Source organism: Ralstonia insidiosa (assembly GCF_008801405.1).
In the GTDB taxonomy this organism is placed as follows: Bacteria; Pseudomonadota; Gammaproteobacteria; order Burkholderiales; family Burkholderiaceae; genus Ralstonia; species Ralstonia insidiosa.
In genome coordinates, this window is sequence record NZ_VZPV01000001.1 from 867,483 (window position 1) to 889,828 (window position 22,346).

Below are 22,346 nucleotides of genomic sequence, written 5' to 3' on the forward strand. Positions count from 1 at the left end.
TCGCGCGGGCTTTTTCTTTTGCTCGACCTTTTGCCTGATCGATCCGAATTTTGAACATGCACACGCGCATGCGAATTTCCGTTCTGGGTGCCGGCGCCTGGGGCACTGCCCTGGCCAGCCATGCCGCGCAATCGCACGATGTCGTGCTGTGGGGGCGTGATGCCAGCCTCGTCACGCAGATGGCCGCCACGCACATCAACGAACCGTATCTGCCGGGCATCACGCTGCAGGCGTCGCTGCGCTTCGATGCGGACCTGCATGCTGCGCTGGATCACGCTGCTGGCGAGGATGCATTGGCCGTCATCGCCTCGCCTGTTGCCGGGCTGGCGGACCTGACCCGAGCGGTTGCCGCGCACGGTGGTGTGCGTAACGTGATCTGGCTGTGCAAGGGGTTCGACCCGCAGACCAGCGCATTGCCGCACGCCATCGTGGCCGAGGTGTTGGCGCAGACCGGTCGCACGGATCTGGTGACGGGCGTGCTGTCCGGACCGAGCTTTGCCAAGGAGGTCGCACAAGGTTTGCCGTGCGCGATGACGGTGGCGTCCACCAGCGCCGCGCTGGGCAAGCTCACGCAACGCGGTTTTCACCATCACGCGATGCGTGTGTATGCGAGCGATGACCTCGTCGGTGTAGAGGTGGGCGGTGCGGTGAAGAACGTGCTTGCCATTGCGACCGGTACGGCAGATGGTCTGGGTCTGGGCTTGAATGCGCGGGCTGCGCTGGTCACGCGTGGTCTGGCGGAGATGACGCGCCTAGGCATCGCACTGGGTGGCCGTCCGGAAACCTTCATGGGCCTGACCGGCATGGGCGATTTGCTGCTCACCGCCACGGGGGATCTGTCACGCAATCGCACCGTCGGCATGCAGCTCGCACAGGGCCGCACGCTTGACGACATCCTGCACAGCCTTGGCCACGTCGCCGAGGGCGTGCGTTGCGCACGGGCTGTCGCCGCGTTGGCGCGCGCCAAAGGCGTCGACATGCCGATCACCTTTACGGTGTGCGAAGTCCTGTTCGAGGGGCTTGCGCCTGCACGCGCAGTGGATCGTCTGCTACAGCGCGACGCGAAATCCGAATCGGCGCGCTGATCCTGATGGAAGGCTGGCGCTCAGGCGCCGCCTTCAAAGCCGTTCTGCCGCCACGCTTCGAACACCACCACCGCCACGGTGTTCGATAGATTCAAGCTGCGGTTGTCGGGCCGCATCGGCAGGCGGATGCGCTGCGAGGTGGGAAACCACGCGCGGCGTTCTTCAGACAGCCCGCGCGTTTCCGATCCAAACACGAACCAGTCACCCGGCTGGAAGGCCATGCTGGCAAACGGCGTGGAGCCCCGCGTGGTGAGCGCGAACATGCGCGCCGGATCAGGCTGTGCATCCCGTAGAAAGGCTTCCCAATCAGCATGCACGCGCATGGTCGCGTATTCGTGATAGTCGAGGCCGGCGCGGCGCATGCGGGCGTCTTCCAGCGGAAACCCTAGCGGTTCGATCAGATGCAGCTGCGCGCCTGTGTTGGCGCACAGGCGGATCACATTGCCCGTGTTGGGCGGGATTTCGGGCTCGACGAGGACGACGTTGAACATGATGGCTGGCCAAGGAAATTTCGGCGGCGAGCTTATCTAGATTGACGAGGGTTGTCACCCCGCCACAGTGCCAGACTCTGGCCGCGACACAATGTCGCATAAGCATGTAACTAGGGCGTACGCAAGGCAACCACATTGGTGACACGCGTGGCGCCTGCGCGTTTGAGCCGGGTGGCAATCTCGCCGAGGGTGGCGCCGGTGGTCATCACGTCGTCGATAACGCCGATGTGACGCCCCGCAATGCTGCCCGCGTCCGTCACCTCGAAGGCGCCATGCAGGTTGGTCAGGCGCTCGGCGCGGTCGAGCGAGGCTTGGGCGGGGTTGTCGCGCACGCGACGCAGCCCATCTGCCTTGGCGGGAATGGCGAGTTGCCCGCCCAGCCGCCGGGTGATCTCCCAAGCCTGGTTGTAGCCGCGCGAGCGCAGGCGGGCTGCCGATAGCGGCACTGGCAACAGCAGATCCGGCAAGCCGCCCGGCGCGGCAGTCAGCGCATCCCTTAAACGGTCGGCCAGCCACGCCGCGAGCGGCAACTGCGCCCGAAACTTCAATCCGGTGACGAGGTGATCGAGCGGCCAGCCGTAGTCCGCAATGACGACGGTGGCATCAAAGTCCGGCATGCCGGCTAGGCAGGCGGGGCAATGCCGGGCGATGTGCCGGGCGTCCAGTGCGATCGCGCATTGGATGCAGCGCCGCCGGTGCAGTTGCGGCGCCAGATCGCCCATGCAGCCCGCGCAGACCAGTTCACGCTGGACTGCGCCGCACAGCGCGCAGGCGCACGGCAGCAGGTGCCGCAGGCCGGCATGAAACCATTGGCGCAACAGGGTTGGGGACATAGCAGCCAAAAGCCACCATCCCAGCCGATTTGCGGCCAATGCGCCATCAGACGGCGCCTGAAACATCCCGCCGGTATACTTGCTGACCGCAGTTCCAGCCTCGATTTGTCGATGTCCGATCCCGTTCTCGCCCATCCTGCCGCCTTGCGGCGCGCTTTCGATCGCCGCGCCGCGCGTTTTGCCGACGTGGACTTCTTGCTGCGCGAGGTCGGGGCCCGAATGCAGGACCGGTTGTCGTACATCAAGCTGACGCCGTCGCGTGCGCTGGACCTGGGCTGTGGCCTGGGTCAAGGCTTGGCGGTGCTGCGCGCACAGTACCCGGATGCACAGATCTGCGGCGTGGACTGGTCATCCGCCATGCTGGCGCGGGCGACGCAGCTTGATCCGCAACGCACGGATACAGGCTGGCTTGGCCGGCTGCTGAAGAAGCGTCCCGTCTTCGATTTCGCTCAGGCGGACTTCCGCGCCCTGCCATTTGCAGATGCGTCGTTCGACCTGCTGTGGTCCAACTTGGCGCTGCACTGGGACCCATCCCCGCACGCGATCTTTCCGGAATGGCACCGCATCACCACGGAAGGCGGTCTGCTGATGTTCAGCCTGTTCGGTCCGGACACCCTGCGCGAGCTGCGCAGCGCGCTGGCTGGTATCGACGCGGGCGTGCACACCCTGCGCTTTGTCGACATGCACGACATTGGCGACATGCTGGTGCATAGCCGCTGGTCCACGCCCGTAATGGACATGGAGCAGATCACCATCACCTACGAGACGCCGCAGGCGTTGCTGGCCGACGTGCATCTGCTGGGTGGCATGGCCGGCCTCATGGATGAAAGCGGCCGCAACTTGGCCGGCGCAGGCCTGCACACGCCGCGCTGGCGCCAACGGCTATTCGATGCGCTTGACGCCCAGCGCAATCCCGAGGGCCTGATTCCACTCACCTTCGAGGTCGTCTACGGCCATGCCTGGAAGCTGGCGCCCACGCGTCGGCAGGCGCTGGATGATGAGGGGCGGGCGATGATCCCAGTCGATCAGATCGGCCGCAAACCGCGCGCCTGAGGCGGTTCTTGATGCGGGAACGGTATTGATAGCCGCTTGTCAAGCCGGGACTTGCATAAAGGCGCTTTACCTTGTTTGGGGTCAATTGGGACCATATACTGTGCCGGTTTGTCGCAGCAGTCCCCCCTAAGGCCTATCCCGTTTGTTGCCACGGGCGAACCGATCGGGTATGCATCCGAGGCAGGAGTGGTTCAATGCACGACATTGCAAATGTATGCGTTGATACGGCGCTCCAGCCAGCATGTGGCGCCTCCACCGTTCCGGAATCGCCGCGCAAGAACTGGCTCATGAAGCGAAACTGCTCGCTTTCACCCCGCCAGGTCGGCTGGTTCTACCTCTCGATTGTCATCCTCTCGTTCGCGATCGCTTCGTTCTTTGCGTGGCAAGGTGCGTGGTTGGTGTTGCCTTTCTCGGGGCTGGAGGTCGCGATTCTCGGTTGGGCGTTGCTGTACTATGCCCGCCACGCCTCTGATTACGAGCATGTCTGGCTGGAAGACGGCGCGCTGGTGATCGAACAGGTGAGCGTCAACCAGCAGGTGCGTCATGTGCTCAATCCGCAGTGGGTGCGCGTTGACCCAGGTATGCCGCAAAGTGAGCCCCTTCGGGAGCTGATTGCGTTGCATTCCGGTGGACGTGTCGTGCGGATCGGTCGATTTCTCGATCCGGCTGGGCGGCGCAGGCTTGCGAACGAGCTTTCCCGGTGTTTGGGACAGGGGCAACCAACCCAGGTCTCATGAGCCGCGCACCGGGGCAGAGTGGAATCTGTAAATTGGGTAGATAAAAAATGAAAATGTTGAATAAGACATTGGCAAGTTTGCTGGCGGCAGGCTCACTCCTCGCCTTCGGTCAAACGGCTCTGGCAGTGGAAGACATGCCAGGCGGCCCCGCAGTGATGCAGCTCAATCTCGCGCCCCCGGTCACCAAGATCGCTGCCGAGATCCATTGGCTGCACTACATGATGCTGATCATCTGTATCGTGATCTTCATCGGTGTGTTCGGGGTGATGTTCTACTCCATTTTCAAGCACCGCAAATCGCTGGGCCACAAGCCGGCGACGTTCCACGAAAGCACCACCGTCGAAATCATCTGGACCATCGTGCCGTTCCTGATCGTGATCGGGATGGCGCTGCCGGCCACCAAGGCCGTGGTCGCGATGAAGGACACCACCAATTCTGACCTCACCATCAAGGCCACCGGTTACCAGTGGAAGTGGGGTTACGACTATCTGAAGGGCGAAGGCGAGGGCATTTCGTTCCTCTCCACGCTCACCACGCCGCGCGAGCAGATCAACAACCAGGCGCCCAAGAGCACCACGTACCTGATCGAGGTGGACAACGAGGTCGTGGTGCCGGTCAACCGCAAGGTGCGCATCGTCACCACCGCCAACGACGTGATCCACTCGTGGATGATCCCGGCATTCGGCGTGAAGCAGGATGCGATTCCGGGCTTCGTGCGCGACACGTGGTTCAAGGCCGAGAAGGTCGGCGTTTACCGCGGCCAGTGCGCCGAGCTGTGCGGCAAGGAACACGCCTTCATGCCGATCGTCGTGCGCGTCGTGTCCGACGCCGACTACACCAAGTGGGTCGACGGCAAGAAGAAGGAAATGGCCGCCAAGGCTGATGATCCGAACAAGGTCTACACGCTGGATGAGCTGAAGACGCGCGGCGAGAAGGTCTACACCGCCAACTGCGCGGTCTGCCACCAGCCGAACGGCAAGGGCGGTGGTCCGTTCCCCGCACTGGACGGCTCGAAGATCGCCAACGGCCCGCTGGCCGGGCACGTGGACATCGTGCTGCACGGCAAGGCAGCAATGCCGCCTTGGGCCTCGGCGCTCAACGATGTGGAAATCGCCTCCGTCATCACGTACGAGCGAAACAACTGGGGCAACCATACTGGTGACCTGCTGCAACCGTCGCAAGTGAAGGACGCACGCGGCGGCAAGATGCCCGAAGGCGGCGGCGCCAAGACTGCCGCTGCTGACCCCGCCGGCAAGGTGGCCACCCAACAAGTGAATGCGGCGAAAGACCGCAGCGCTAGCTGATTGATCGTCTGCCGATCGTCTGCGTAAGGAAACGAATCCAAGGAGTTCTTCGATGAGCACCGCTGTTACGCACCCGCAAGATCACGCGCACGGTCATGGAGACGACCACGCGCACGACCATCCGCACGGCTGGCGCCGTTGGCTGTTCGCGACCAACCACAAGGACATCGGTACGCTGTACCTGCTGTTCTCCTTCGCGATGCTGCTCTCGGGCGGCACGCTGGCACTGCTGATCCGCCTTGAGCTGTTTGAGCCGGGCCTGCAGTTCTTCCATCCGGAACTGTTCAACCAGTTCACCACGATGCACGGCCTGATCATGGTGTTCGGCGCGATCATGCCGGCCTTCGTGGGCTTTGCGAACTGGATGATCCCGCTGCAGGTCGGTGCCTCCGACATGGCCTTCGCGCGGATGAACAACTTCAGCTTCTGGTTGCTGCCGCCTGCAGCCATCCTGCTGGTGGGCTCGTTCTTCGCGCCGGGTGGTGCCACGGCCGCCGGCTGGACGCTCTACGCGCCGCTGTCGGTACAGATGGGCCCGGGCATGGACATGGCGATCTTCGCGGTGCACATCATGGGTGCCTCGTCGATCATGGGCTCGATCAACATCATCGTGACCATCCTCAACATGCGCGCCCCCGGCATGACGCTGATGAAGATGCCGATGTTCTGCTGGACGTGGCTGATCACGGCCTACCTGCTGATCGCTGTGATGCCGGTGCTGGCAGGTGCGATCACCATGGTGCTGACCGACCGCCACTTCGGCACGAGCTTCTTCTCGGCAGCCGGCGGTGGTGACCCGGTGATGTACCAGCACATCTTCTGGTTCTTCGGGCACCCCGAGGTGTACATCATGATCTTGCCGGCGTTCGGCATCATCAGCCAGATCGTGCCGGCCTTCGCGCGCAAGCCGCTGTTCGGCTACAGCTCGATGGTGTACGCGACGGCCTCGATCGCCATCCTGTCGTTCATCGTGTGGGCACACCACATGTTCACGACTGGTATGCCTGTCACCGGCCAGCTGTTCTTCATGTACGCGACGATGCTGATTGCGGTGCCGACCGGCGTGAAGGTGTTCAACTGGGTGGCCACGATGTGGCGCGGCTCGATGACGTTCGAGACGCCGATGCTGTTCGCCCTGGGCTTCATCTTCGTGTTCTCGATTGGCGGTCTCACGGGCCTGATCCTGGCCGTGGCCCCGATCGACATTCAGCTGCAGGACACCTACTACGTGGTGGCGCACTTCCACTATGTGCTGGTGGCCGGTTCGCTGTTCGCGCTGTTCGCGGGCTTCTACTACTGGGGTCCGAAGTGGTCGGGCTACATGTACAACGAGACGCGCGGCAAGATCCACTTCTGGGGTTCGATGATCACCTTCAACCTCACGTTCTTCCCGATGCACTTCCTGGGCCTGGCCGGCATGCCGCGTCGCTATGCGGACTACCCGCAGCAGTTCGCCGACTTCAACGCAGTCGCGTCGATCGGCGCACTGGGCTTCGGCCTGATGCAGGTGTACTTCTTCTTCTTCGTGGTGCTGCCGTCGTACCGCGGTGGCGAGAAGGCCGCCGACAAGCCGTGGGAGGGCGCGGAAGGCCTGGAGTGGACTGTGCCGTCGCCGGCGCCGTTCCACACCTTTGAAGAACCGCCGCACGTGCATTAATGCCGGCGTCGCGGGGCCGGTCTGTGCCGGCCCCCGACCCTGCAACCTTCCAGACAACGATGTCGAATCCAGAAAAAAGCCCGACGCCCGAGCAACGTGCCAACAACCGCCGGCTCGCGTTCATTCTTGCCACCATTGCGTTGGTTTTCTTTCTGGGTGTGATTTTCAAGCGCGTGGTGTTCGGCGGTTAGCCGAATCGGTGACGAACGCGCGATCCGTCCCTTGCTGAGCCAAGACCACATATGAGCCAGATGCCGGCCCAAGACCGTCAAGACGATCGGACCATCGAACGTGGCCTGAATCGCGCCATGCTCGGCAAGCTGGCCGTGGTGGTCGTGATCATGTTCGGCTTTGGCTACGCGATGGTGCCGCTGTACAAGAAGATCTGCGAACTCACCAACATCAACGTGCTGAACACCCGCGACGAGGATGGCGGTGCGCTGCGCAATTCGCAGGTCGACACGTCACGCACGATCACGGTGGAGTTCGATTCGAACAGCCAGGGGCCGTTCCGCTTCCGCCCGGTCAAGAACAGCATGGAAGTCCATCCGGGCGAGATCAGCCAGATCGTCTACGAGGTGGTGAACAAGGAGGGGCGCACGGTAGAGGCGCAGGCCATCCCGAGTTACGCGCCCAAGCAGGCAACCGAGTTCTTCAAGAAGATCGAGTGTTTCTGCTTCAAGCAGCAGACGCTGACTGCAAACGAATCGCGCGAGATGCCGGTGGTCTTTGTGATCGATCCGGAGCTTCCGAAAGACGTGAAGACGATCACCTTGTCCTACACTTTCTTTGAAATCCACGCTCCGTCGGCCATTACGCCGGCGATGCCAAGCAAAGGAACGTAAGGACATGGACGACCTCAAGGAAGCGACCAAGCGACGCGCGTCATTCGCACAGACGATGAAGGCGGTGTTCTGGTCCTTCTTCGGGGTGCGCAAGGGGCGCGATCATGACCGTGACATGGCGCAGTTGAATCCTGTGCACGTGATCATCGCTGGCCTGTTGGCGACAGCATTGTTCATCTTTGTGCTGCTGATGATCGTGCGCGCAGTGGTTGGTTCGCAGTAGCAGGTGGAAGGTTGAGGAGACGGCCTGCGCAGCATGGGCCGGGCAACATCAAGTGAATTCTTAAAAAAATAGAGCTGGAGAAAAAGAGATGAGTGCGAATCGAGCGAACGCTCCGTACTACTTCGTGCCTGGGCCGTCGCGGCATCCGATTTCGGCAAGCATCGGCTTGCTGATCGTGCTGCTGAGTTCTGCGGCATGGGTGAACGCGCAGCCGTGGGCGCCGTGGACTTTCCTGATCGGCCTGGTGTGGTTCCTGTTCGTGTTGCGTTCGTGGTTTGCCGACGCCATCTCCGAATCCGAGGGTGGCAAGTACGGTGATCGCGTGGACGCCTCGTTCCGTTGGTCGATGAGCTGGTTCATCTTCTCGGAAGTGATGTTCTTCGCAGCGTTCTTCGGCGCGCTGTTCTACGCCCGCGAGATCGCCATGCCCTGGCTGGGCGATCTGAACAACAAGCTGCTGTGGCCTGACTTCAATGCGCTGTGGCCGAATACCGGCCCGGCGGGCACGGTCAAGCCGTTCACGACGATGGGCCCGTGGCCGATCCCGACCATCAACACGGCGCTGCTGCTGACCTCGGGCGTGACGCTCACGTGGGCGCACCACGCCCTGCGCGAGGGCAAGCGTACCCAGGTGATCCAGGGGCTGCTGCTGACGATTCTCCTGGGCTTCACGTTCATGGGGTTCCAGGCGTTCGAATATATCCACGCGTATCACGAACTGAACCTGAAGCTGACGTCCGGTATCTACGGCTCGACGTTCTTCCTGCTGACGGGTTTCCACGGTTTCCACGTGACGATGGGTGCGATCATGCTGTCCGTGGTGCTGGGTCGCGTGATCAAGGGACACTTCACGCCGGATCATCACTTCGCGTTTGAAGGTGCCGCCTGGTACTGGCACTTTGTGGACGTGGTCTGGCTCGGCCTGTACGTAGTGGTGTACTGGCTGTAAGGCAAGAGTGGATTGGGGCGACGTATTTGTCGCCTCGCGCCTAAGCCGACAAATGCCGCAGACGGGACACCGCTGCGGCGTTTTCGTTTTTCTGGCGTGGGTGAATTACTGGCCGAACTGGATGCCGGTGCTGTGGATCCAGCCCAACCGGTTCGCAACCAGGATGAAGATGAACAGCGCAATCGAGAACCCGACGCGGAACATCAGCGAGCGGACGGTGCGGTTGCTGTTGCCCTTGTCGCGCATCAGGAAGAACAGCGCGGAGGCAAGGCTGCCGAGGATCAGCAGGAACGCGATGGCAACGACGATGCGCATGGAAGGTTGAGAACTTGGAAATGGTTGCCGTGCATTATCTCACCGGGTGGACACGATGACCGCGCGCGTGCCACTGCGCCAGTGGTTTGCGCCAGTGCCGATGCTGGCGGGCGTGCTGCTGATTGTGCTCACGTGCGCGCTCGGGCGGTGGCAGTTGTCGCGTGCGCATGAGCGTATCGACAAGCAGGCGCGCATCGAGGCGCTGCAGAACGCGCCCGTGCAGCGCATCACTGCGCAACCGGTCGCGGCCGATGCGGTGCTGTACCGGCCGGTGCTGTTGCGCGGCACGTTTGACATGGCGCATACGGTGCTGCTCGATAACCGCCCGCACATGACCAACGGCGTGTCGCGCGCCGGGTTCGAGGTGCTGATCCCGTTCGTGCTGGAAGGGGCGGGTGGGCCGGAGGGGCGCAGTGCGGTGTTGGTCAACCGTGGCTGGCTGCCGCGTGATCCGGCGGACCGCACGCGCATCGCGCCGTACACCACGCCAGCCGGTGAAGTGCAGGTCGAAGGGATTGCGGTGCCACATGCCAGCCGCGTCTTCAGCCTGGGGCAGAAAGATGGCGCAGATGAAGTCGGCCAGCGACTTAGGCAGAATATCGACCTCGACGCTTTTTCGCGCGAAATCGGATTACCCCTGCAACCCTTTGTGGTGGAGCAGCAATCCGACGCGCAAGACGGTCTGGCGCGCGATTGGCCGCGCGCAGACTTGGGTGCCGACCGCAATTATGGTTACGCGTTCCAGTGGTTCGCGATGGCGGCGGCGGTGCTGACCTTGATGGTTGTCTACAGCGTGCGACGCTATCGTCGCTTGGCGGGCCCTTCTGAGCCCGTCTGAATACGAACACGTGTTGCGGCTTAGTGCCGCAGCTGAATGCATTAGGAATCACATGGTGAACCAGGAATCTGCACCGGGCACGCCCGGCACACGCGCCGCGCCCGCCGCTTTGTCCACGGATGCGCGCATCGATGCGCGCACGCGCCGGGGCCGCCTGATGATGCTGTTCCTGCTGCTGGTGTGCGCATCGCCGGTGATTGCGTCGTACCTCGCGTACTACGTCTTCACGCCGGCCGGCGGCAAGGCCGCGTATGGCGCGCTGGTCGAGCCGCAGCGCCCGATCCCGACCGGCCTGATGGTGCAGGACGAGCACGGCGCAGAAGTGCCGCTCGCCAGCCTCAAGGGCAAGTGGTTGATGGTCTCGGTGGACAACAGCGCCTGCGACGACAACTGCGCGCGCAAGCTCTTCACCATGCGCCAACTGCGCATCGGCCAGGGCCCGGACCGCGACCGCATCATCCCCGTATGGCTGGTCACGGATCGCGGCGCGATCGACCCACGCCTGATGAAGGCCTACAACGATGACTACGCCGCCGCTCGCTTCCTGCGCGCACCGGAGCTGCCCAGGGACTGGCTAACCGACGGCAAGACGCCGGTAACCGACCACATCTTCCTGATTGACCCGCTCGGCAACCTGATGATGGTGTTCCCGAAAGACCCGGACCCGAAGAAAGTGCGCGGCGACCTGACGCGGCTGCTCAAGTATTCGCGCATCGGATAAGTCATGCTGCTGCAACTTGCTTCCATCGGCATCCTGATCGCGCTGATTCCGTTGTGCTACGTGCTGGTCAAGGGCGACCGCAACAAGTACCGCAAGCTGGTGTGGATCACGGCGTTCCTGACGCTGGACCTCATCATGTTCGGCAGCTTCACGCGCCTGACCGATTCGGGCCTGGGCTGCCCGGACTGGCCCGGCTGCTACGGCACGTCCAACCCCTTCCACGCGCGGGACGACATTCACGCCGCGCAAACCGCCATGCCGAGTGGCCCGGTCACGTGGATGAAGGCGTGGATTGAGATGACGCACCGCTACTTTGCGATGGCGGTGGGCGTGTTGATCATCACGCTCGTGGTGGTGGCGTGGTTCAAGCGGAAGGAACTCAAGCAATCGCCGTGGTACGCCACGGCCGTGCTGGCGCTGGTGTGCGTGCAGGGCGCGTTTGGCGCGTGGACGGTCACGCTCAAGCTTCAGCCATCGATTGTGGTGACGCACCTGCTGCTCGGCATGTCGCTGCTGGCGGCATTGATCTGGCTCGGCTGCAAGAACGATACGCCGCGCTTTGTCGATGGTCGTGGCGCATCGCTGCGTGTGCCGGCGGCGATCGGGCTGGCGTTGCTCGTCGTGCAGATCGCACTGGGCGGCTGGGTCAGCACCAACTACGCCGTGCTCGCCTGCACCGACTTCCCGCTATGCAACGGCCAGTGGGTGCCGGCGATGGACTTTACGCACGGCTTCACCTTCTGGCGCCAACTCGGCAAGACCGCCAGCGGTGACTTCATCTCACATGACGCGCTGGTTGCCATCCACTGGACGCACCGCGTCTTTGCAGTGCTCGTGCTGAGCTACCTGGCTTGGCTGGGCGTGCGCGCACGTCGCGTGGCTGGCATCGGCCGCGTGGCGACTGTCCTACTCATCGTGCTGGCCGTGCAGCTGGCGACTGGCTTGTCGAATATCGTGCTCGGCTGGCCGTTGCTGGCCGCCGTGGCGCACAACGGTGGCGCGGCGGTGCTGCTGTTGCTGATGGTGCGTCTGCATTACCTGATCGGCTTGGCGCAAGAGCGCGCGCCGATCCCTGCGGCCGTGGCCGCCGTTTGATTGATTGTTTATGAATACTGTGGCAACCCCAACAACTTCCACTCAACTCCCCGGCTGGCGACACACTGCATCGCAGTATGCGGCGCTGACCAAGCCGCGCGTCACGCAGCTCGCCGTGTTCTGCGCCGTGATCGGCATGTTCCTGGCCACGCCGGGCATGGTGCCGTGGTCGGTGCTGATTGGCGGCGCGGTCGGCATCTGGCTGTTTGCCGGTGCGGCCTTTGCCATCAACTGCCTGGTCGAACGCAAGATCGACGCAATGATGCGCCGCACGGCGTGGCGCCCCTCTGCCAGCGGTGAGCTGGGCACGCGGCAGATCCTGCTGTTCTCATTGGTGCTGGGCGGCGCGGGCATGTGGACGCTGCACGTGTTCGCCAACGACCTGACGATGTGGCTGACTTTCGCCACCTTCATCGGCTACGCCATCATCTACACGCTGCTGCTCAAGCCGGCCACGCCGCAGAACATCGTGATCGGCGGTCTGTCGGGCGCGATGCCGCCGGCGCTGGGCTGGGCAGCTGTCGCCAACAGCGTGCCGGCCGAGGCGTGGATCCTGGTACTGATCATCTTCACCTGGACGCCCCCGCATTTCTGGGCGCTCGCGCTGTACCGCCGTGCCGACTACGCCAAGTCAGGCCTCCCGATGCTGCCGATCACCCACGGCGAGAAATACACGCTGCTGCACATCCTGCTGTACACGCTCATCATGATTGCCGCGACCATCCTGCCGTTCGTGCACGGCATGAGCGGCTATATCTACCTGGCGACGGCGCTGGTGCTGGGCGGCGGCTTCTTCGCCTATGCGTGGCGCATGTACCGCAACTATTCCGACGCGCTGGCGCAGAAGACCTTCCGCTACTCGATCATCTATCTGTCGATCCTGTTTGCGGCGCTGCTGGTGGATCACTACTTCAAGTTCGGGCCTACGTTCACCCAAGGCGCGGCGCTGTGACGCACGGGGCTGCCGGCGAGCGCGTGCAGTTGGCGCTACGCTAGCAGCCTCTCCCCAAGACAATGACCATGCTCTCTTTCCGACACTTTCGCGCCGTTCTGTTTGCCGCATTGGCCGCCACCGTGCTGGCGCTGACGGCTTGCAGCGACAAGCCTGCCTTCAAGAACCTCGACATCACCGGTGCGAAGAGCTTCGGCAAGGATTTCTCGCTGACCGACCACACCGGCAAGCGCCGCACGCTGGCGGACTTTCGCGGCAAGGTCGTCGTGATGTTCTTCGGCTACACGCATTGCCCGGATGTTTGCCCGACCACGCTGGCTGAACTGCGCGCCGTAATGGACACCCTCGGCAAGGATGCCGATCGCGTGCAGGTGCTGTTCGTCACTGTCGACCCCGAGCGCGATACGCAAGACCTGTTGGCCAAGTACGTGCCGGCGTTCGACCCGCGCTTCATCGGCCTGCGCCCGGCCGACGAGGCGGAGCTGAAGAAGGTCGCGTCCGACTTCAAGGTGTTCTACAGCAAGGTGCCGGGCAGCAAGCCCGACAACTACACGATGGATCACACTGCAGGTAGCTACATGTTCGACACGAAGGGCAATCTGCGTCTGTTCATCAAGCATGGTCAGGGTCCTGAGCCGATCGCGCATGACGTCAAACTGCTGCTGAACGAGTGATCGCGTAACTCGCGCCCAAAAGAAAAGCCCGCCAATTTTGGCGGGCTTTTCTTTGTGAGAAGCGCAGCTTAGGCAAACGCCTGCAGCGCACCCTTCATCTTCTTCATCGCGGCCGATTCGATCTGGCGGATGCGCTCGGCCGAGACGCCGAACTCGTCAGCCAGCTCGTGCAGCGTGGCGCCGCCCGATCCGTCGTCGTTCACGTTCAGCCAGCGGGCTTCGATGATGCGGCGGCTGCGGTCGTCCAGCTTGGCCAGCGCCGTTTCGATGCCTTCGCTTTGCATGCGATCCTGGCTGCGCGACTCGATCACCCGGGTCGGCTCGTTGTGCGTGTCCGCCAGGTAGGCGATCGGGGCGAAGGATTCCTCGCCGTCGTCCATCTGGCCTTCCAGCGCAATGTCGCCACCCGAGAGGCGCGTTTCCATCTCGCGCACTTCGGCGCCCTTGACGTTGAGTTCGGCCGCTACAGCGCTGATCTCGTCCGGCGAGAAGGTCGCCTGCGCATCCTGCTTATGGCTGCGCAGATTGAAGAACAGCTTGCGCTGGGCCTTGGTGGTCGCCACCTTGACCATGCGCCAGTTCTTCAGGATGTACTCGTGCATCTCGGCCTTGATCCAGTGCATCGCGTACGAGACGAGACGCACACCCTGATCCGGGTCGAAGCGCTTGACGGCCTTCATCAGGCCGATGTTGCCTTCCTGGATCAGGTCGGCATGCGGCAGGCCGTAGCCGAGGTACTGGCGGGCGATGGACACCACGAGGCGCAGGTGCGAGAGCACCAGACGGCGCGCCGAATCGAGATCGTCGTTGTCGCGGTACTCGCGGGCCAGACGTTGTTCTTCTTCGGCCGACAGCATCGGCACCCGGTTGACGCTCTGGATGTAGGCGTCAATGTTGCCGAGGTTGCCGGGGAAGGCCAGTGCCCACGCGTTGCCCGAAGACTGCTGCGCGGCGATGGGGGAGACGGTATTCACGGGAATGACTGCGTTCACTCAGGACTCCTGTCGAAATCCAGTGGAAGTTTGGAAAAGCATCTTAGCACTCCAACCGGAAGAGTGCTAATAGGACATTTTGTGCTAGCTGATAGTTCCCGTAAATCAGATGATTGACCTCAATAGGGTGATAATTGCGCCGCAGCAAAAGTGGCCGCGCACCCAGTCATAGACCACCATTGGCAGCGTCAGTTCTCGGTTATGCCGCCGTGTTGCGCCCGCGTGACTTGGCCCAATAAAGTGCACGGTCCGCTTCACGCAAAACCACGTCGGGATCACTGATATCCGGTGCTGGGCACGCCACCCCGATGCTCGCCGTCACATGCAGCGACGCACCGCCGCGCAGGAGGATCGGCGGGCGAACCGCGCTCACCACCTTGTGTGCGGTGTGCAGCGCATCATCCGGGGCGTCGATCGGGTCCAGGAGGATGACGAATTCGTCACCTGCGAGACGGGCGACGGTGTCCGTGCGGCGGACGGCCTGCTGCAGGCGGCGGGCGACTTCCACCAGCACCGCATCCCCCGCGGCGTGGCCGTAGGTGTCGTTGATGTGCTTGAAGTGATCCACGTCCAGGTACAGCACGCCCATGGGAGCAGGCTGGCGCTGGCGGCGCTCCAGCGCGGTGCGCAGGCGCTCGTAGAGTTCGTAGCGATTGGCCAGGCCGGTGAGCGCATCGAAGCGGGCCATGCGCGAGAGCTCCATTTCGCTGCGCTTGGCCTCGGTCACGTCCTGCACGAAGGCGTAGAAGCCGCAGCGCTCGGCGCTGCAATCGCAATCCGCCGCATCCGGAACGAGCTGGCCACGCAGATAGCGCGTGCGGTGGCGCGGGCTGCCGGCGTGCGGCTTCTCATACCACGGCGCGTTGATCTCGAACTCGACCGTCTCGCCCCGCACCGCGCGGGTCAGATACGGCGCCAGCAGCGCATAGGTGCCCGGCGTGAAGACGTCCTGCGCCGGCTGGCCGCAGACCTCCTCGGGCGTGCGCTGCAGCCAGCGTGCGTGGGTGACGTTGCAGAAGGTGAAGATGCCATCAGCGTTGATGTGCGAGACCAGCAGCGGGGCGTTGTCGAGCACCAGTGTGAGCGCGCGTTCGCTGCGGGCGAGGGCGATTTCGGCTGTGGTGCGCGCGGTCAGATCCTGCAGCACCGAGAAGTAGCCACGTAGCGTGCCGCGGTCGTCGTAGTCGGGGTAGTAATGGCCGCTCAGGTAGCGCGGCTTGCCGGTGCGCAGCGAGGTGATGTCGAACTGCACCGGATAGCCAGCCAGCACCTCGGTCATGTAGGGCAGCAGCGTGCGGTAGTCCTCGGGCGTGTAGATCTCGCTGACGTGGCGGTCGATCATCTCGTCCTGCGTGCGGCCAAACGCCTCCAGCAGTGTACGGCTGGCAAAGCGGACGACGCCGTCGGGATCGACATAGCTGAGCTGCGCGGGCACGTTGTCGGCCACCAGGCGCAGTTGCTCGCGGCTGGCGCGCAGAGCGTCGCGCCGGCGCTCCAGGCTCTCGTTGGCGATGCGCAGGGCCCGCTCCGACGCCGCTAGCCGGTTGGCAAACGGCCGCACCGTCAGCCGGATGGCCGCCACGCTGCCGATGATCCCGCACAGCATGAGCGCCGCCAGCCGCTCGAACTGGGCGCGCATGGGCGCATAAAGCTCGGCGCTGGAAATCTTGCTGATCAACGCCAGGCCCGTGTAGCCGATGGGCATATAGCTGAGCGAGGTCGGCACGCCATGAATGTCGCGCCATTGGCCGTAGCCCGACCGGCCCGCCAGCGCCAGGCGCAAGGGCAGCGTCCGCTGTTCGATGGTCTGTCTCGGCAACTCGAAGATGTGCGCATCGAAGCGCTGCGGAAACGACATCGCACGGCCGGCCGCATCGAGCCCCGACATGGCCAGCGTTTCGGTTGCGCCTGCATCGGGCAGGGTGGTGTAGCGGGCCGTCATATGGGCCAGCGGCTGCTCAGCAACCAGCCAGCCGACCTGTACGCCGTCCACCAGGACCGGCGTTTCGGTGCGCATGGCAAAGCCGTGGTTCCACTGCAGCGTGACGCGCTCGGGCGCCAGGCCAGCGTGCAGTGCAATCGCCAGTTGCGGGTGCGACACCTCGGTGCCAAGGCTGATGACGCCCTCGCCGGCCAGCGTGCGCAGTTGCAGGTATGAGTAGCCCTGCTCGCGATAGGCCGCCAGCGCACGCTCGCCGTGCAGACGGGCCGCGTTGTCGGTGGGATGGCGCAGCGCCTCCTGGATGGGTGTGGCGGTAGCTACCAGCCGCGGGCTCTCCGCGTGCATCGCCAGCACCTGGTCAAACTCTTCGGCATAGCTCGACAGCGCGCGCGTTCGCGTATTGCCGAATGCCACGCTGGCGCTATCGACCTGGATGATGAAGGCCGTGACGGTAGCGCCCAGGCCCGCCAGCACCACGCAGCCGCCGCTGATCCAGACGAGGGTGTCCTCTGGCGACAGCCGGATGTGGAACAGGCGCGGATACCGGGCTAGTGCCGCGCACAGCACGCCCGCCACCACGAGCAGCGTGCAGCCGGCCGCCACGTCGGAGGCGCGCCAATGCAGCCAGGCCGGGTACAGATACTCCAGTGCCATCGCGCGGCCAAGCAGGTCTCCAACGCAGAGCAGGACCGACACGCCTAGCAACGCGAACAGCCACTGCGCGCGATGCGCCTGCCGTGCGGTCGGGACAAGACACAGCGCGCCCGCGCCCGTGGCCAGCGCCAGGGCGTGGCTCGGGTGCATACCGCCGATCCAGCCCGTCAGCCAGTCGCGCTCCAGCCAGACGTGCACGTCAGGAAAATCGAACGCCACGGGCCAGCCGCTCACCACCTCCACCAGGCGCAGCGTGCACAGCACGGCCACCGCACCACCGGCCAGGCACGCAGCCCGATCCGCCCAGCGCGCACTGGGCCGCAGCGCGCCGACCACCAGCGCGGCGAGGCCTGCACCCAGCAGCACAAGGTTCAGCCCCGTTGCAAAGACGATCACCAAGTGGTCGCTGCCGATCTTCACGCCGCGCGGCCAATGCAGCAGCCAGCTGACCATGACGGTCAGCCCAATCAGCGCGAGAACAGCGCCGATGCCGCCAGCTATGGCGACAAGCAGGCGGCGAGAAACCATGCGGTCGATCTGTCAGTGGGGCCCGAAGTGGGGCAGGTTCGGACGAACGTGCCCCAACCGGGAAATCGGCGCAAACGCGCGCTGCTTGAGCGTTTGTAGGGGCAAATTGCCCCACCCCCGACGACATGGGGGAGTCGCTCACCAGAAATGCGATGTGTACCGCACCCCGTGTGACGTCATGTAACTTCGCTACACTCCCCGGGTATCGTCACACCCGCCGTCGAACCGCACCCAGGAGCCGTCATGACCATCGTCGTCAGCAAAGACACCGAAGGCCTGTTCCGTCACAAAGTCACCTTTCCCGAAGGCGTCACGTTCTATACCGACGTCCCCAAGCCCACCGGCGAGGGCAGCGCACCCGACCCGCACGCCTACTTCGACGCCGCACTGGCGAGCTGCAAGGCGCTGACCGTCACGCTCTACGCCCGGCAGCGCAAATATCCGCTGGACTCCATCGACGTGGCTGTCGAGCATGACGGCAGCCAGGAGCGCCAGGGCCGCTACAAGCTGCGCACCGTGCTGACCCTGCACGGCGACTTGACCGACGAGCAGCGCGCCGACCTGCTGCGCGTGGCCGGCAAGTGCCCGATCCACAAGCTGATGACCGAGGTCGAGATCAGCGTCGACACAGAACTCGCCGCACGCGCCTGAAATTCTGAGGAACGCTCACCATGACTTCCATCCAGCACATCATCGGCCCGCACGTACGCGACCTGGGCGGCTTCTCGGTCAAGCGCGTGCTGCCCTCGGCGGCGCGCCAGACGGTCGGCCCATTCATCTTCTTCGATCACATGGGGCCGGTGGACTTCCCGCCCGGCGAGGGCATTGACGTGCGCCCGCACCCGCACATCGGCCTGGCCACCGTCACCTACCTGTTTGACGGCAGCATGGTCCACCGTGACAGCCTAGGCAGCGTGCAGACTATCGTCCCCGGTGATGTGAACTGGATGACCGCCGGCAACGGCATCGCCCATTCCGAGCGCTCGACACCCGAGGCGCGTGAGAAGGGCGCCCGCCTGCACGGCATCCAGACCTGGGTGGCGCTGCCGAAGGATCAGGAAAAGGTTGAGCCGAGCTTTGCGCACCATGGCGCCGACACGCTGCCCAAGCTCGACTGCCCCGGCGTGCAGGGCGTGGTCATCGCAGGGGATGCGTTTGGGCTGACGTCGCCCGTGAAGGTCAATTCGCGCACGTTGTATGTGGCGCTGGAACTGGCAGCGGGGGCATCGCTGGTGATCCCGCCCGAGCATGAAGACCGCGGTCTGTATCTCGTCGACGGCGCCGTCACGATCGACGGCGAGGCGCTCGACCTGCAGCATCTGGCCGTGCTCGAACCCGGCGGCGACGTGACGCTCACCGCGCAGGTGTCGTCACGCGTGATGCTGCTGGGCGGCGAGCCAACCGACGGCCACCGCCACATCTACTGGAACTTCGTCGCCAGCGACCGTGCTGACATCGAAGACGCCAAGCAGCGTTGGGAGAACGACGCCTTCGCCCACGTGCCCGGCGAGACGGAGCGCATTCCGCTGCCGTCCAAGTAAGACACGCTGATCAGGCAGGCTGCGCGGGCCGTGCGCAACGCACGATGGCGCGCACCTGCTTGGCAATCGGCTCTGGCAGGGGCTGCTTGCCGTCGAGCACCGCTTCAATCCATCGCGCCGTTGCTGCCACATCGGTGCCCGCCGGCAACTCGGGCGGCGTATCGCTCGATCCTTCCACCGCGTCGATCACTGTTTCGTGTGTACCCGCGTGTGCCCCATCACGCAGCCATTCCACCGCGCTGCCGCGCCGCGCATCGGCCACCGCCTCGCCCTCGGTGCCGCGTGCCAGCAGCACGTTGGCCGGGTGACGCAGGAAGTAATCGGTGAGGGTGTCGCGGTACTCGGGGTGTGTGTAGCTGACCAGACGCAGTGCTTCGTGCGGCGCGTGGTTGCCGATCGGCTGCAGCATCTTCACCACCGTGTGTGCGGAATTGCGCAGGCCGACGATCTCGCGCTTGTCGAGCAGCGTTGCCAGCTCGGGTGAGAGCACGTCGATTGGCACGTAGGCCAGCCGGTCGTTCTCCAGCCGCTCGCGCGCTTCGTCCATGTTTTCGCAGATGGGCCAGCCGAGCGACTCGAACAGCGTGGCCGTGGTGATGCGGCCGTCGAAGCGGCGGATGCCGTGCACCAGCACCGGCACGCCTTCACGTGCCAGCAGCTTGGCCAGCAGGGGCACCAAGTTGGGCTGGCGGCGGGCGCCGTTGTAGCTGGGGATGACCACTGGCAGTGCGTGTTCCGGCGTGTCGGGCGCGGGCAGTGGCCGGCAGTGGGCGTGGGTGGCTTCCAGCATGCCGTCCAGCTCTTCCGGGGTTTCGCCCTTGATGCGGTAGGCCATGAGGATGGCGCCGAGTTGGATCTCGGCCACGCGGCCTTCGAGCATGGCGGTGAAGAGGGCGTGCGCATCGTGCTTGACAAGGGCGCGGGCGCCGTCCGCGCCGCGGCCGATTTCCTTGATGAAACGGGCGGCGGGGAAGGGGCCGTTCGAGAGGGCTTCCTCAGCGGCGTTGTCGGGGAGGATGGGGGGAGCGGGCATGGGTTTGGTGCGGTGTTGATGGCGTGGTGAGGATCATAGCGCTGTGGGTTGCGCTGGCGCCATGGTGGGTTCGTTTTGCTTTTGTGTTGGTGGTCCATCCCCTGCCGGGGCTGACTCACTTTCTTTGGCAAGACAAAGAAAGTGAGTCGGCCCCGGCAGGGGACGAAAGGGAGGCAAACCACCAACATCAAAACCGAAAACCAAACACAAAAAACTCAAGCCGCTTCCGCCACCGGGTGCCGCTGCTTCCGATACAAGAAATCCAAAACAGCCGTCCGACAGGTGTGATAAGTCGGATCCTCCGCCAACGCCATCCGATCCCGCGGCCGCGGCAAATCCACCGTCAACACTTCGCCAATCGTCGCCGCCGGCCCATTCGTCATCATGACAATGCGGTCCGCCAGCAGCACCGCCTCATCCACATCGTGCGTCACCATCACAACGGTACTGCCCGTAGACGCCACGATCTTCAGCAGTTCGTCCTGCAAGTGCGCCCGCGTCAGCGCATCCAACGCCCCAAACGGCTCATCCATCAGCAGCACCTTCGGCTCCATGGACAGCGCCCGCGCAATCCCCACCCGCTGCTTCATCCCCCCCGAAATCTCATGCGGATGCTTCTGCTCGGCATGCGTCAGCCCCACCAGTGCCAGTGCCGCATGCGTGCGCTCACGCAACTGGGCCTTCGTCTCGGTCTTGCCAAACACCCGCTCCACCGCGAGGTACACGTTGTCAAAGCACGTGAGCCACGGCAGCAGCGAATGGTTCTGAAACACCACCGCCCGATCCGGCCCCGGCCCGGCAATCTCACGCTCCGCCAGGATCAACCCACCCGTGGTCGGCCGCGTCAGGCCGGCAATCAGGTTCAGCAACGTCGACTTACCGCACCCCGAGTGCCCGATCAACGCAATGCACTCACCGCGCGCCACCGTCAGGTCGATATCGCGCAGGGCAACGAACGCACCCTTCTTGGTCTTGAACGTCTGCCCGACGTTTTCAATGCGCAGGAATTTTTCGCTCATGGTCGCCCCTCTCAAACTGAGTCGTACGAGAACCGCCGCGCAATCGCCAGCAGCGCATGCTCCAGCAGCAAGCCCACCACGCCAATCACAAAGATGGCGATGACGATGTGCTCGACCTTCAGGTTGTTCCACTCATCCCACAGCCAGAAGCCGATGCCGACCCCGCCGGTGAGCATCTCTGCCGCCACGATCACCAGCCACGCCGTGCCGATGGACAGCCGCACGCCCGTCAGCATGTACGGCAGCACGGCCGGAAACAGCACCCGCGTGAACACCTTCCACTCCGATAGGTTCAGCACCCGCGCCACGTTCAGGTAATCCTGCGGCACGCGCGTCACGCCCACGGCGGTGTTGATGACCATCGGCCAGATCGAGCAGATGAAGATCGCCCAGATGGCTGCCGGATTGGCAGACTTGAACAGCAATAGTCCGATCGGCAGCCACGCCAGCGGCGACACCGGCCGCAGCAGGCTGATGATGGGCGAGGCCATCGCGTTCAGGAACGCAAAGCGCCCGATCAGGAAGCCCGCCGGAATGCCGATGACCGCCGCCATGCCAAAGCCCGCACCCACCCGCGCGAGTGAGGCCAGCACGTTCCAGCCCACGCCCTGGTCATTCGGGCCATTGCGATAAAACGGATCGGCGAAGAGGGCGACCGCGGCTTTCCACGTCACAGCCGGTGTCGGCAACGCAGGGATGGCCGTGGCGATGCCCTGCCACGCCAGCACGAAGATCACCAGGCCCAGCATCGGCGGAAAGCTGCGCACCACGGCGGCCACAAACCAGTCGCGCAATGCGATGCGACGCGTGGGGATAGCGGCGTCGGACTGCACGCCGGACAACGTTTTGACGAGCGTGTTCATGT

24 protein-coding genes are annotated in these 22,346 nt (G+C 64.1%); 16 read left to right on the forward strand and 8 right to left on the reverse strand.

Going from position 1 to position 22,346, the window contains the following annotated elements; all coding sequences use genetic code 11:
- Positions 1-68: 68 nt before the first annotated feature.
- The gene (locus F7R11_RS04255; RefSeq protein ID WP_064806135.1) at positions 69-1,085 is read left to right on the forward strand and encodes an NAD(P)H-dependent glycerol-3-phosphate dehydrogenase; all 1,017 of its coding nucleotides are present in this window, start codon (positions 69-71) and stop codon (positions 1,083-1,085) included.
- Between the two features lie 20 nt (positions 1,086-1,105).
- On the opposite strand, the gene trmL is transcribed toward F7R11_RS04255, so the two are convergent.
- Both trmL and F7R11_RS04265 read right to left on the reverse strand, forming a co-directional pair.
- Entirely contained in the window at positions 1,106-1,576 is a 471-nt protein-coding gene (trmL, locus tag F7R11_RS04260) for a tRNA (uridine(34)/cytosine(34)/5-carboxymethylaminomethyluridine(34)-2'-O)-methyltransferase TrmL (RefSeq protein WP_064801422.1), read from the reverse strand.
- A 110-nt stretch (positions 1,577-1,686) separates the two neighbouring features.
- Entirely contained in the window at positions 1,687-2,409 is a 723-nt protein-coding gene (locus F7R11_RS04265; RefSeq protein ID WP_064801426.1) for a ComF family protein, read from the reverse strand.
- A 111-nt stretch (positions 2,410-2,520) separates the two neighbouring features.
- Here F7R11_RS04265 and F7R11_RS04270 point away from each other — a divergent pair, with 111 nt between their 5' ends.
- The 8 genes from F7R11_RS04270 (at position 2,521) to F7R11_RS04300 (ending at position 9,177) form a co-directional block, all read left to right on the forward strand.
- Positions 2,521-3,462, forward strand: a complete 942-nt coding sequence (locus F7R11_RS04270) for a methyltransferase domain-containing protein (RefSeq protein WP_064801428.1) — start codon at positions 2,521-2,523, stop codon at positions 3,460-3,462.
- A 194-nt stretch (positions 3,463-3,656) separates the two neighbouring features.
- Entirely contained in the window at positions 3,657-4,199 is a 543-nt protein-coding gene (locus tag F7R11_RS04275) for a DUF2244 domain-containing protein (RefSeq protein WP_064801429.1), read from the forward strand.
- 47 nt (positions 4,200-4,246) lie between these two features.
- Complete coding sequence (coxB, locus tag F7R11_RS04280) at positions 4,247-5,503, forward strand: cytochrome c oxidase subunit II (RefSeq protein WP_064801430.1); 1,257 nt, start codon at positions 4,247-4,249, stop codon at positions 5,501-5,503.
- 52 nt (positions 5,504-5,555) lie between these two features.
- Positions 5,556-7,160 (forward strand): cytochrome c oxidase subunit I, encoded by a 1,605-nt coding sequence (ctaD, locus tag F7R11_RS04285; protein ID WP_048933889.1) that lies wholly within the window; start codon positions 5,556-5,558, stop codon positions 7,158-7,160.
- Between the two features lie 59 nt (positions 7,161-7,219).
- Positions 7,220-7,351: a cytochrome oxidase small assembly protein gene (locus F7R11_RS27160; protein ID WP_021196359.1), complete on the forward strand. Its 132-nt coding sequence runs from the start codon at positions 7,220-7,222 to the stop codon at positions 7,349-7,351.
- 51 nt (positions 7,352-7,402) lie between these two features.
- A complete protein-coding gene (locus F7R11_RS04290) occupies positions 7,403-8,005 on the forward strand; it encodes a cytochrome c oxidase assembly protein (RefSeq protein WP_021196360.1) in 603 nt (200 codons plus the stop codon).
- A 4-nt stretch (positions 8,006-8,009) separates the two neighbouring features.
- Complete coding sequence (locus F7R11_RS04295) at positions 8,010-8,228, forward strand: DUF2970 domain-containing protein (RefSeq protein ID WP_021196361.1); 219 nt, start codon at positions 8,010-8,012, stop codon at positions 8,226-8,228.
- Between the two features lie 88 nt (positions 8,229-8,316).
- Positions 8,317-9,177: a cytochrome c oxidase subunit 3 gene (locus F7R11_RS04300; protein WP_064801432.1), complete on the forward strand. Its 861-nt coding sequence runs from the start codon at positions 8,317-8,319 to the stop codon at positions 9,175-9,177.
- 105 nt (positions 9,178-9,282) lie between these two features.
- Here F7R11_RS04300 and F7R11_RS04305 read toward each other — a convergent pair whose 3' ends face one another.
- On the reverse strand, positions 9,283-9,492 hold the full coding sequence (locus F7R11_RS04305) for a twin transmembrane helix small protein (RefSeq protein ID WP_021196363.1): 210 nt from the start codon (positions 9,490-9,492) through the stop codon (positions 9,283-9,285).
- A gap of 55 nt (positions 9,493-9,547) precedes the next feature.
- On the opposite strand from F7R11_RS04305, the gene F7R11_RS04310 reads away from it, so the two are divergent.
- The 5 genes from F7R11_RS04310 (at position 9,548) to F7R11_RS04330 (ending at position 13,772) form a co-directional block, all read left to right on the forward strand.
- On the forward strand, positions 9,548-10,330 hold the full coding sequence (locus F7R11_RS04310; RefSeq protein WP_064801435.1) for an SURF1 family protein: 783 nt from the start codon (positions 9,548-9,550) through the stop codon (positions 10,328-10,330).
- Between the two features lie 52 nt (positions 10,331-10,382).
- Positions 10,383-11,051 (forward strand): SCO family protein, encoded by a 669-nt coding sequence (locus F7R11_RS04315; protein WP_064801437.1) that lies wholly within the window; start codon positions 10,383-10,385, stop codon positions 11,049-11,051.
- A gap of 3 nt (positions 11,052-11,054) precedes the next feature.
- Entirely contained in the window at positions 11,055-12,146 is a 1,092-nt protein-coding gene (locus F7R11_RS04320; RefSeq protein ID WP_064801439.1) for a COX15/CtaA family protein, read from the forward strand.
- Between the two features lie 10 nt (positions 12,147-12,156).
- Positions 12,157-13,098 (forward strand): heme o synthase, encoded by a 942-nt coding sequence (gene cyoE / locus F7R11_RS04325; protein WP_064801442.1) that lies wholly within the window; start codon positions 12,157-12,159, stop codon positions 13,096-13,098.
- 68 nt (positions 13,099-13,166) lie between these two features.
- Entirely contained in the window at positions 13,167-13,772 is a 606-nt protein-coding gene (locus F7R11_RS04330; RefSeq protein WP_064806137.1) for an SCO family protein, read from the forward strand.
- 68 nt (positions 13,773-13,840) lie between these two features.
- On the opposite strand, the gene rpoH is transcribed toward F7R11_RS04330, so the two are convergent.
- Positions 13,841-14,764, reverse strand: a complete 924-nt coding sequence (rpoH, locus tag F7R11_RS04335) for an RNA polymerase sigma factor RpoH (protein ID WP_064801444.1) — start codon at positions 14,762-14,764, stop codon at positions 13,841-13,843.
- A gap of 199 nt (positions 14,765-14,963) precedes the next feature.
- Positions 14,964-17,888 carry a diguanylate cyclase domain-containing protein gene (locus F7R11_RS04340; protein WP_064801446.1) on the reverse strand — a complete coding sequence of 975 codons (2,925 nt, stop codon included), beginning with the start codon at positions 17,886-17,888 and terminating at the stop codon, positions 14,964-14,966.
- 243 nt (positions 17,889-18,131) lie between these two features.
- Between F7R11_RS04340 and F7R11_RS04345 the strand changes: the two genes are divergently transcribed.
- Both F7R11_RS04345 and F7R11_RS04350 read left to right on the forward strand, forming a co-directional pair.
- Positions 18,132-18,539: an OsmC family protein gene (locus F7R11_RS04345; protein ID WP_021196371.1), complete on the forward strand. Its 408-nt coding sequence runs from the start codon at positions 18,132-18,134 to the stop codon at positions 18,537-18,539.
- A 20-nt stretch (positions 18,540-18,559) separates the two neighbouring features.
- A complete protein-coding gene (locus F7R11_RS04350) occupies positions 18,560-19,429 on the forward strand; it encodes a pirin family protein (RefSeq protein WP_064801448.1) in 870 nt (289 codons plus the stop codon).
- A 10-nt stretch (positions 19,430-19,439) separates the two neighbouring features.
- On the opposite strand, the gene ybiB is transcribed toward F7R11_RS04350, so the two are convergent.
- From ybiB to ntrB, 3 genes are all read right to left on the reverse strand, one after another.
- Complete coding sequence (gene ybiB / locus F7R11_RS04355; protein WP_064801450.1) at positions 19,440-20,462, reverse strand: DNA-binding protein YbiB; 1,023 nt, start codon at positions 20,460-20,462, stop codon at positions 19,440-19,442.
- A 215-nt stretch (positions 20,463-20,677) separates the two neighbouring features.
- Positions 20,678-21,481, reverse strand: a complete 804-nt coding sequence (locus F7R11_RS04360; protein WP_064801452.1) for an ABC transporter ATP-binding protein — start codon at positions 21,479-21,481, stop codon at positions 20,678-20,680.
- A gap of 11 nt (positions 21,482-21,492) precedes the next feature.
- The gene (ntrB, locus tag F7R11_RS04365) at positions 21,493-22,344 is read right to left on the reverse strand and encodes a nitrate ABC transporter permease (RefSeq protein ID WP_064801454.1); all 852 of its coding nucleotides are present in this window, start codon (positions 22,342-22,344) and stop codon (positions 21,493-21,495) included.
- Between the last annotated feature and the right edge of the window lie 2 nt (positions 22,345-22,346).

Coding starts and splice junctions, on each gene's coding strand:
- F7R11_RS04255 (WP_064806135.1), top strand. CDS start 69: ATGCGAATTTCCGTTCTGGGTGCCGGCGCCTGGGGCACTGCCCTGGCC.
- trmL (WP_064801422.1), bottom strand. CDS start 1,576: ATGTTCAACGTCGTCCTCGTCGAGCCCGAAATCCCGCCCAACACGGGC.
- F7R11_RS04265 (WP_064801426.1), bottom strand. CDS start 2,409: ATGTCCCCAACCCTGTTGCGCCAATGGTTTCATGCCGGCCTGCGGCAC.
- F7R11_RS04270 (WP_064801428.1), top strand. CDS start 2,521: ATGTCCGATCCCGTTCTCGCCCATCCTGCCGCCTTGCGGCGCGCTTTC.
- F7R11_RS04275 (WP_064801429.1), top strand. CDS start 3,657: ATGCACGACATTGCAAATGTATGCGTTGATACGGCGCTCCAGCCAGCA.
- coxB (WP_064801430.1), top strand. CDS start 4,247: ATGAAAATGTTGAATAAGACATTGGCAAGTTTGCTGGCGGCAGGCTCA.
- ctaD (WP_048933889.1), top strand. CDS start 5,556: ATGAGCACCGCTGTTACGCACCCGCAAGATCACGCGCACGGTCATGGA.
- F7R11_RS27160 (WP_021196359.1), top strand. CDS start 7,220: ATGTCGAATCCAGAAAAAAGCCCGACGCCCGAGCAACGTGCCAACAAC.
- F7R11_RS04290 (WP_021196360.1), top strand. CDS start 7,403: ATGAGCCAGATGCCGGCCCAAGACCGTCAAGACGATCGGACCATCGAA.
- F7R11_RS04295 (WP_021196361.1), top strand. CDS start 8,010: ATGGACGACCTCAAGGAAGCGACCAAGCGACGCGCGTCATTCGCACAG.
- F7R11_RS04300 (WP_064801432.1), top strand. CDS start 8,317: ATGAGTGCGAATCGAGCGAACGCTCCGTACTACTTCGTGCCTGGGCCG.
- F7R11_RS04305 (WP_021196363.1), bottom strand. CDS start 9,492: ATGCGCATCGTCGTTGCCATCGCGTTCCTGCTGATCCTCGGCAGCCTT.
- F7R11_RS04310 (WP_064801435.1), top strand. CDS start 9,548: ATGACCGCGCGCGTGCCACTGCGCCAGTGGTTTGCGCCAGTGCCGATG.
- F7R11_RS04315 (WP_064801437.1), top strand. CDS start 10,383: ATGGTGAACCAGGAATCTGCACCGGGCACGCCCGGCACACGCGCCGCG.
- F7R11_RS04320 (WP_064801439.1), top strand. CDS start 11,055: ATGCTGCTGCAACTTGCTTCCATCGGCATCCTGATCGCGCTGATTCCG.
- cyoE (WP_064801442.1), top strand. CDS start 12,157: ATGAATACTGTGGCAACCCCAACAACTTCCACTCAACTCCCCGGCTGG.
- F7R11_RS04330 (WP_064806137.1), top strand. CDS start 13,167: ATGCTCTCTTTCCGACACTTTCGCGCCGTTCTGTTTGCCGCATTGGCC.
- F7R11_RS04340 (WP_064801446.1), bottom strand. CDS start 17,888: ATGGTTTCTCGCCGCCTGCTTGTCGCCATAGCTGGCGGCATCGGCGCT.
- F7R11_RS04345 (WP_021196371.1), top strand. CDS start 18,132: ATGACCATCGTCGTCAGCAAAGACACCGAAGGCCTGTTCCGTCACAAA.
- F7R11_RS04350 (WP_064801448.1), top strand. CDS start 18,560: ATGACTTCCATCCAGCACATCATCGGCCCGCACGTACGCGACCTGGGC.
- ybiB (WP_064801450.1), bottom strand. CDS start 20,462: ATGCCCGCTCCCCCCATCCTCCCCGACAACGCCGCTGAGGAAGCCCTC.
- F7R11_RS04360 (WP_064801452.1), bottom strand. CDS start 21,481: ATGAGCGAAAAATTCCTGCGCATTGAAAACGTCGGGCAGACGTTCAAG.
- ntrB (WP_064801454.1), bottom strand. CDS start 22,344: ATGAACACGCTCGTCAAAACGTTGTCCGGCGTGCAGTCCGACGCCGCT.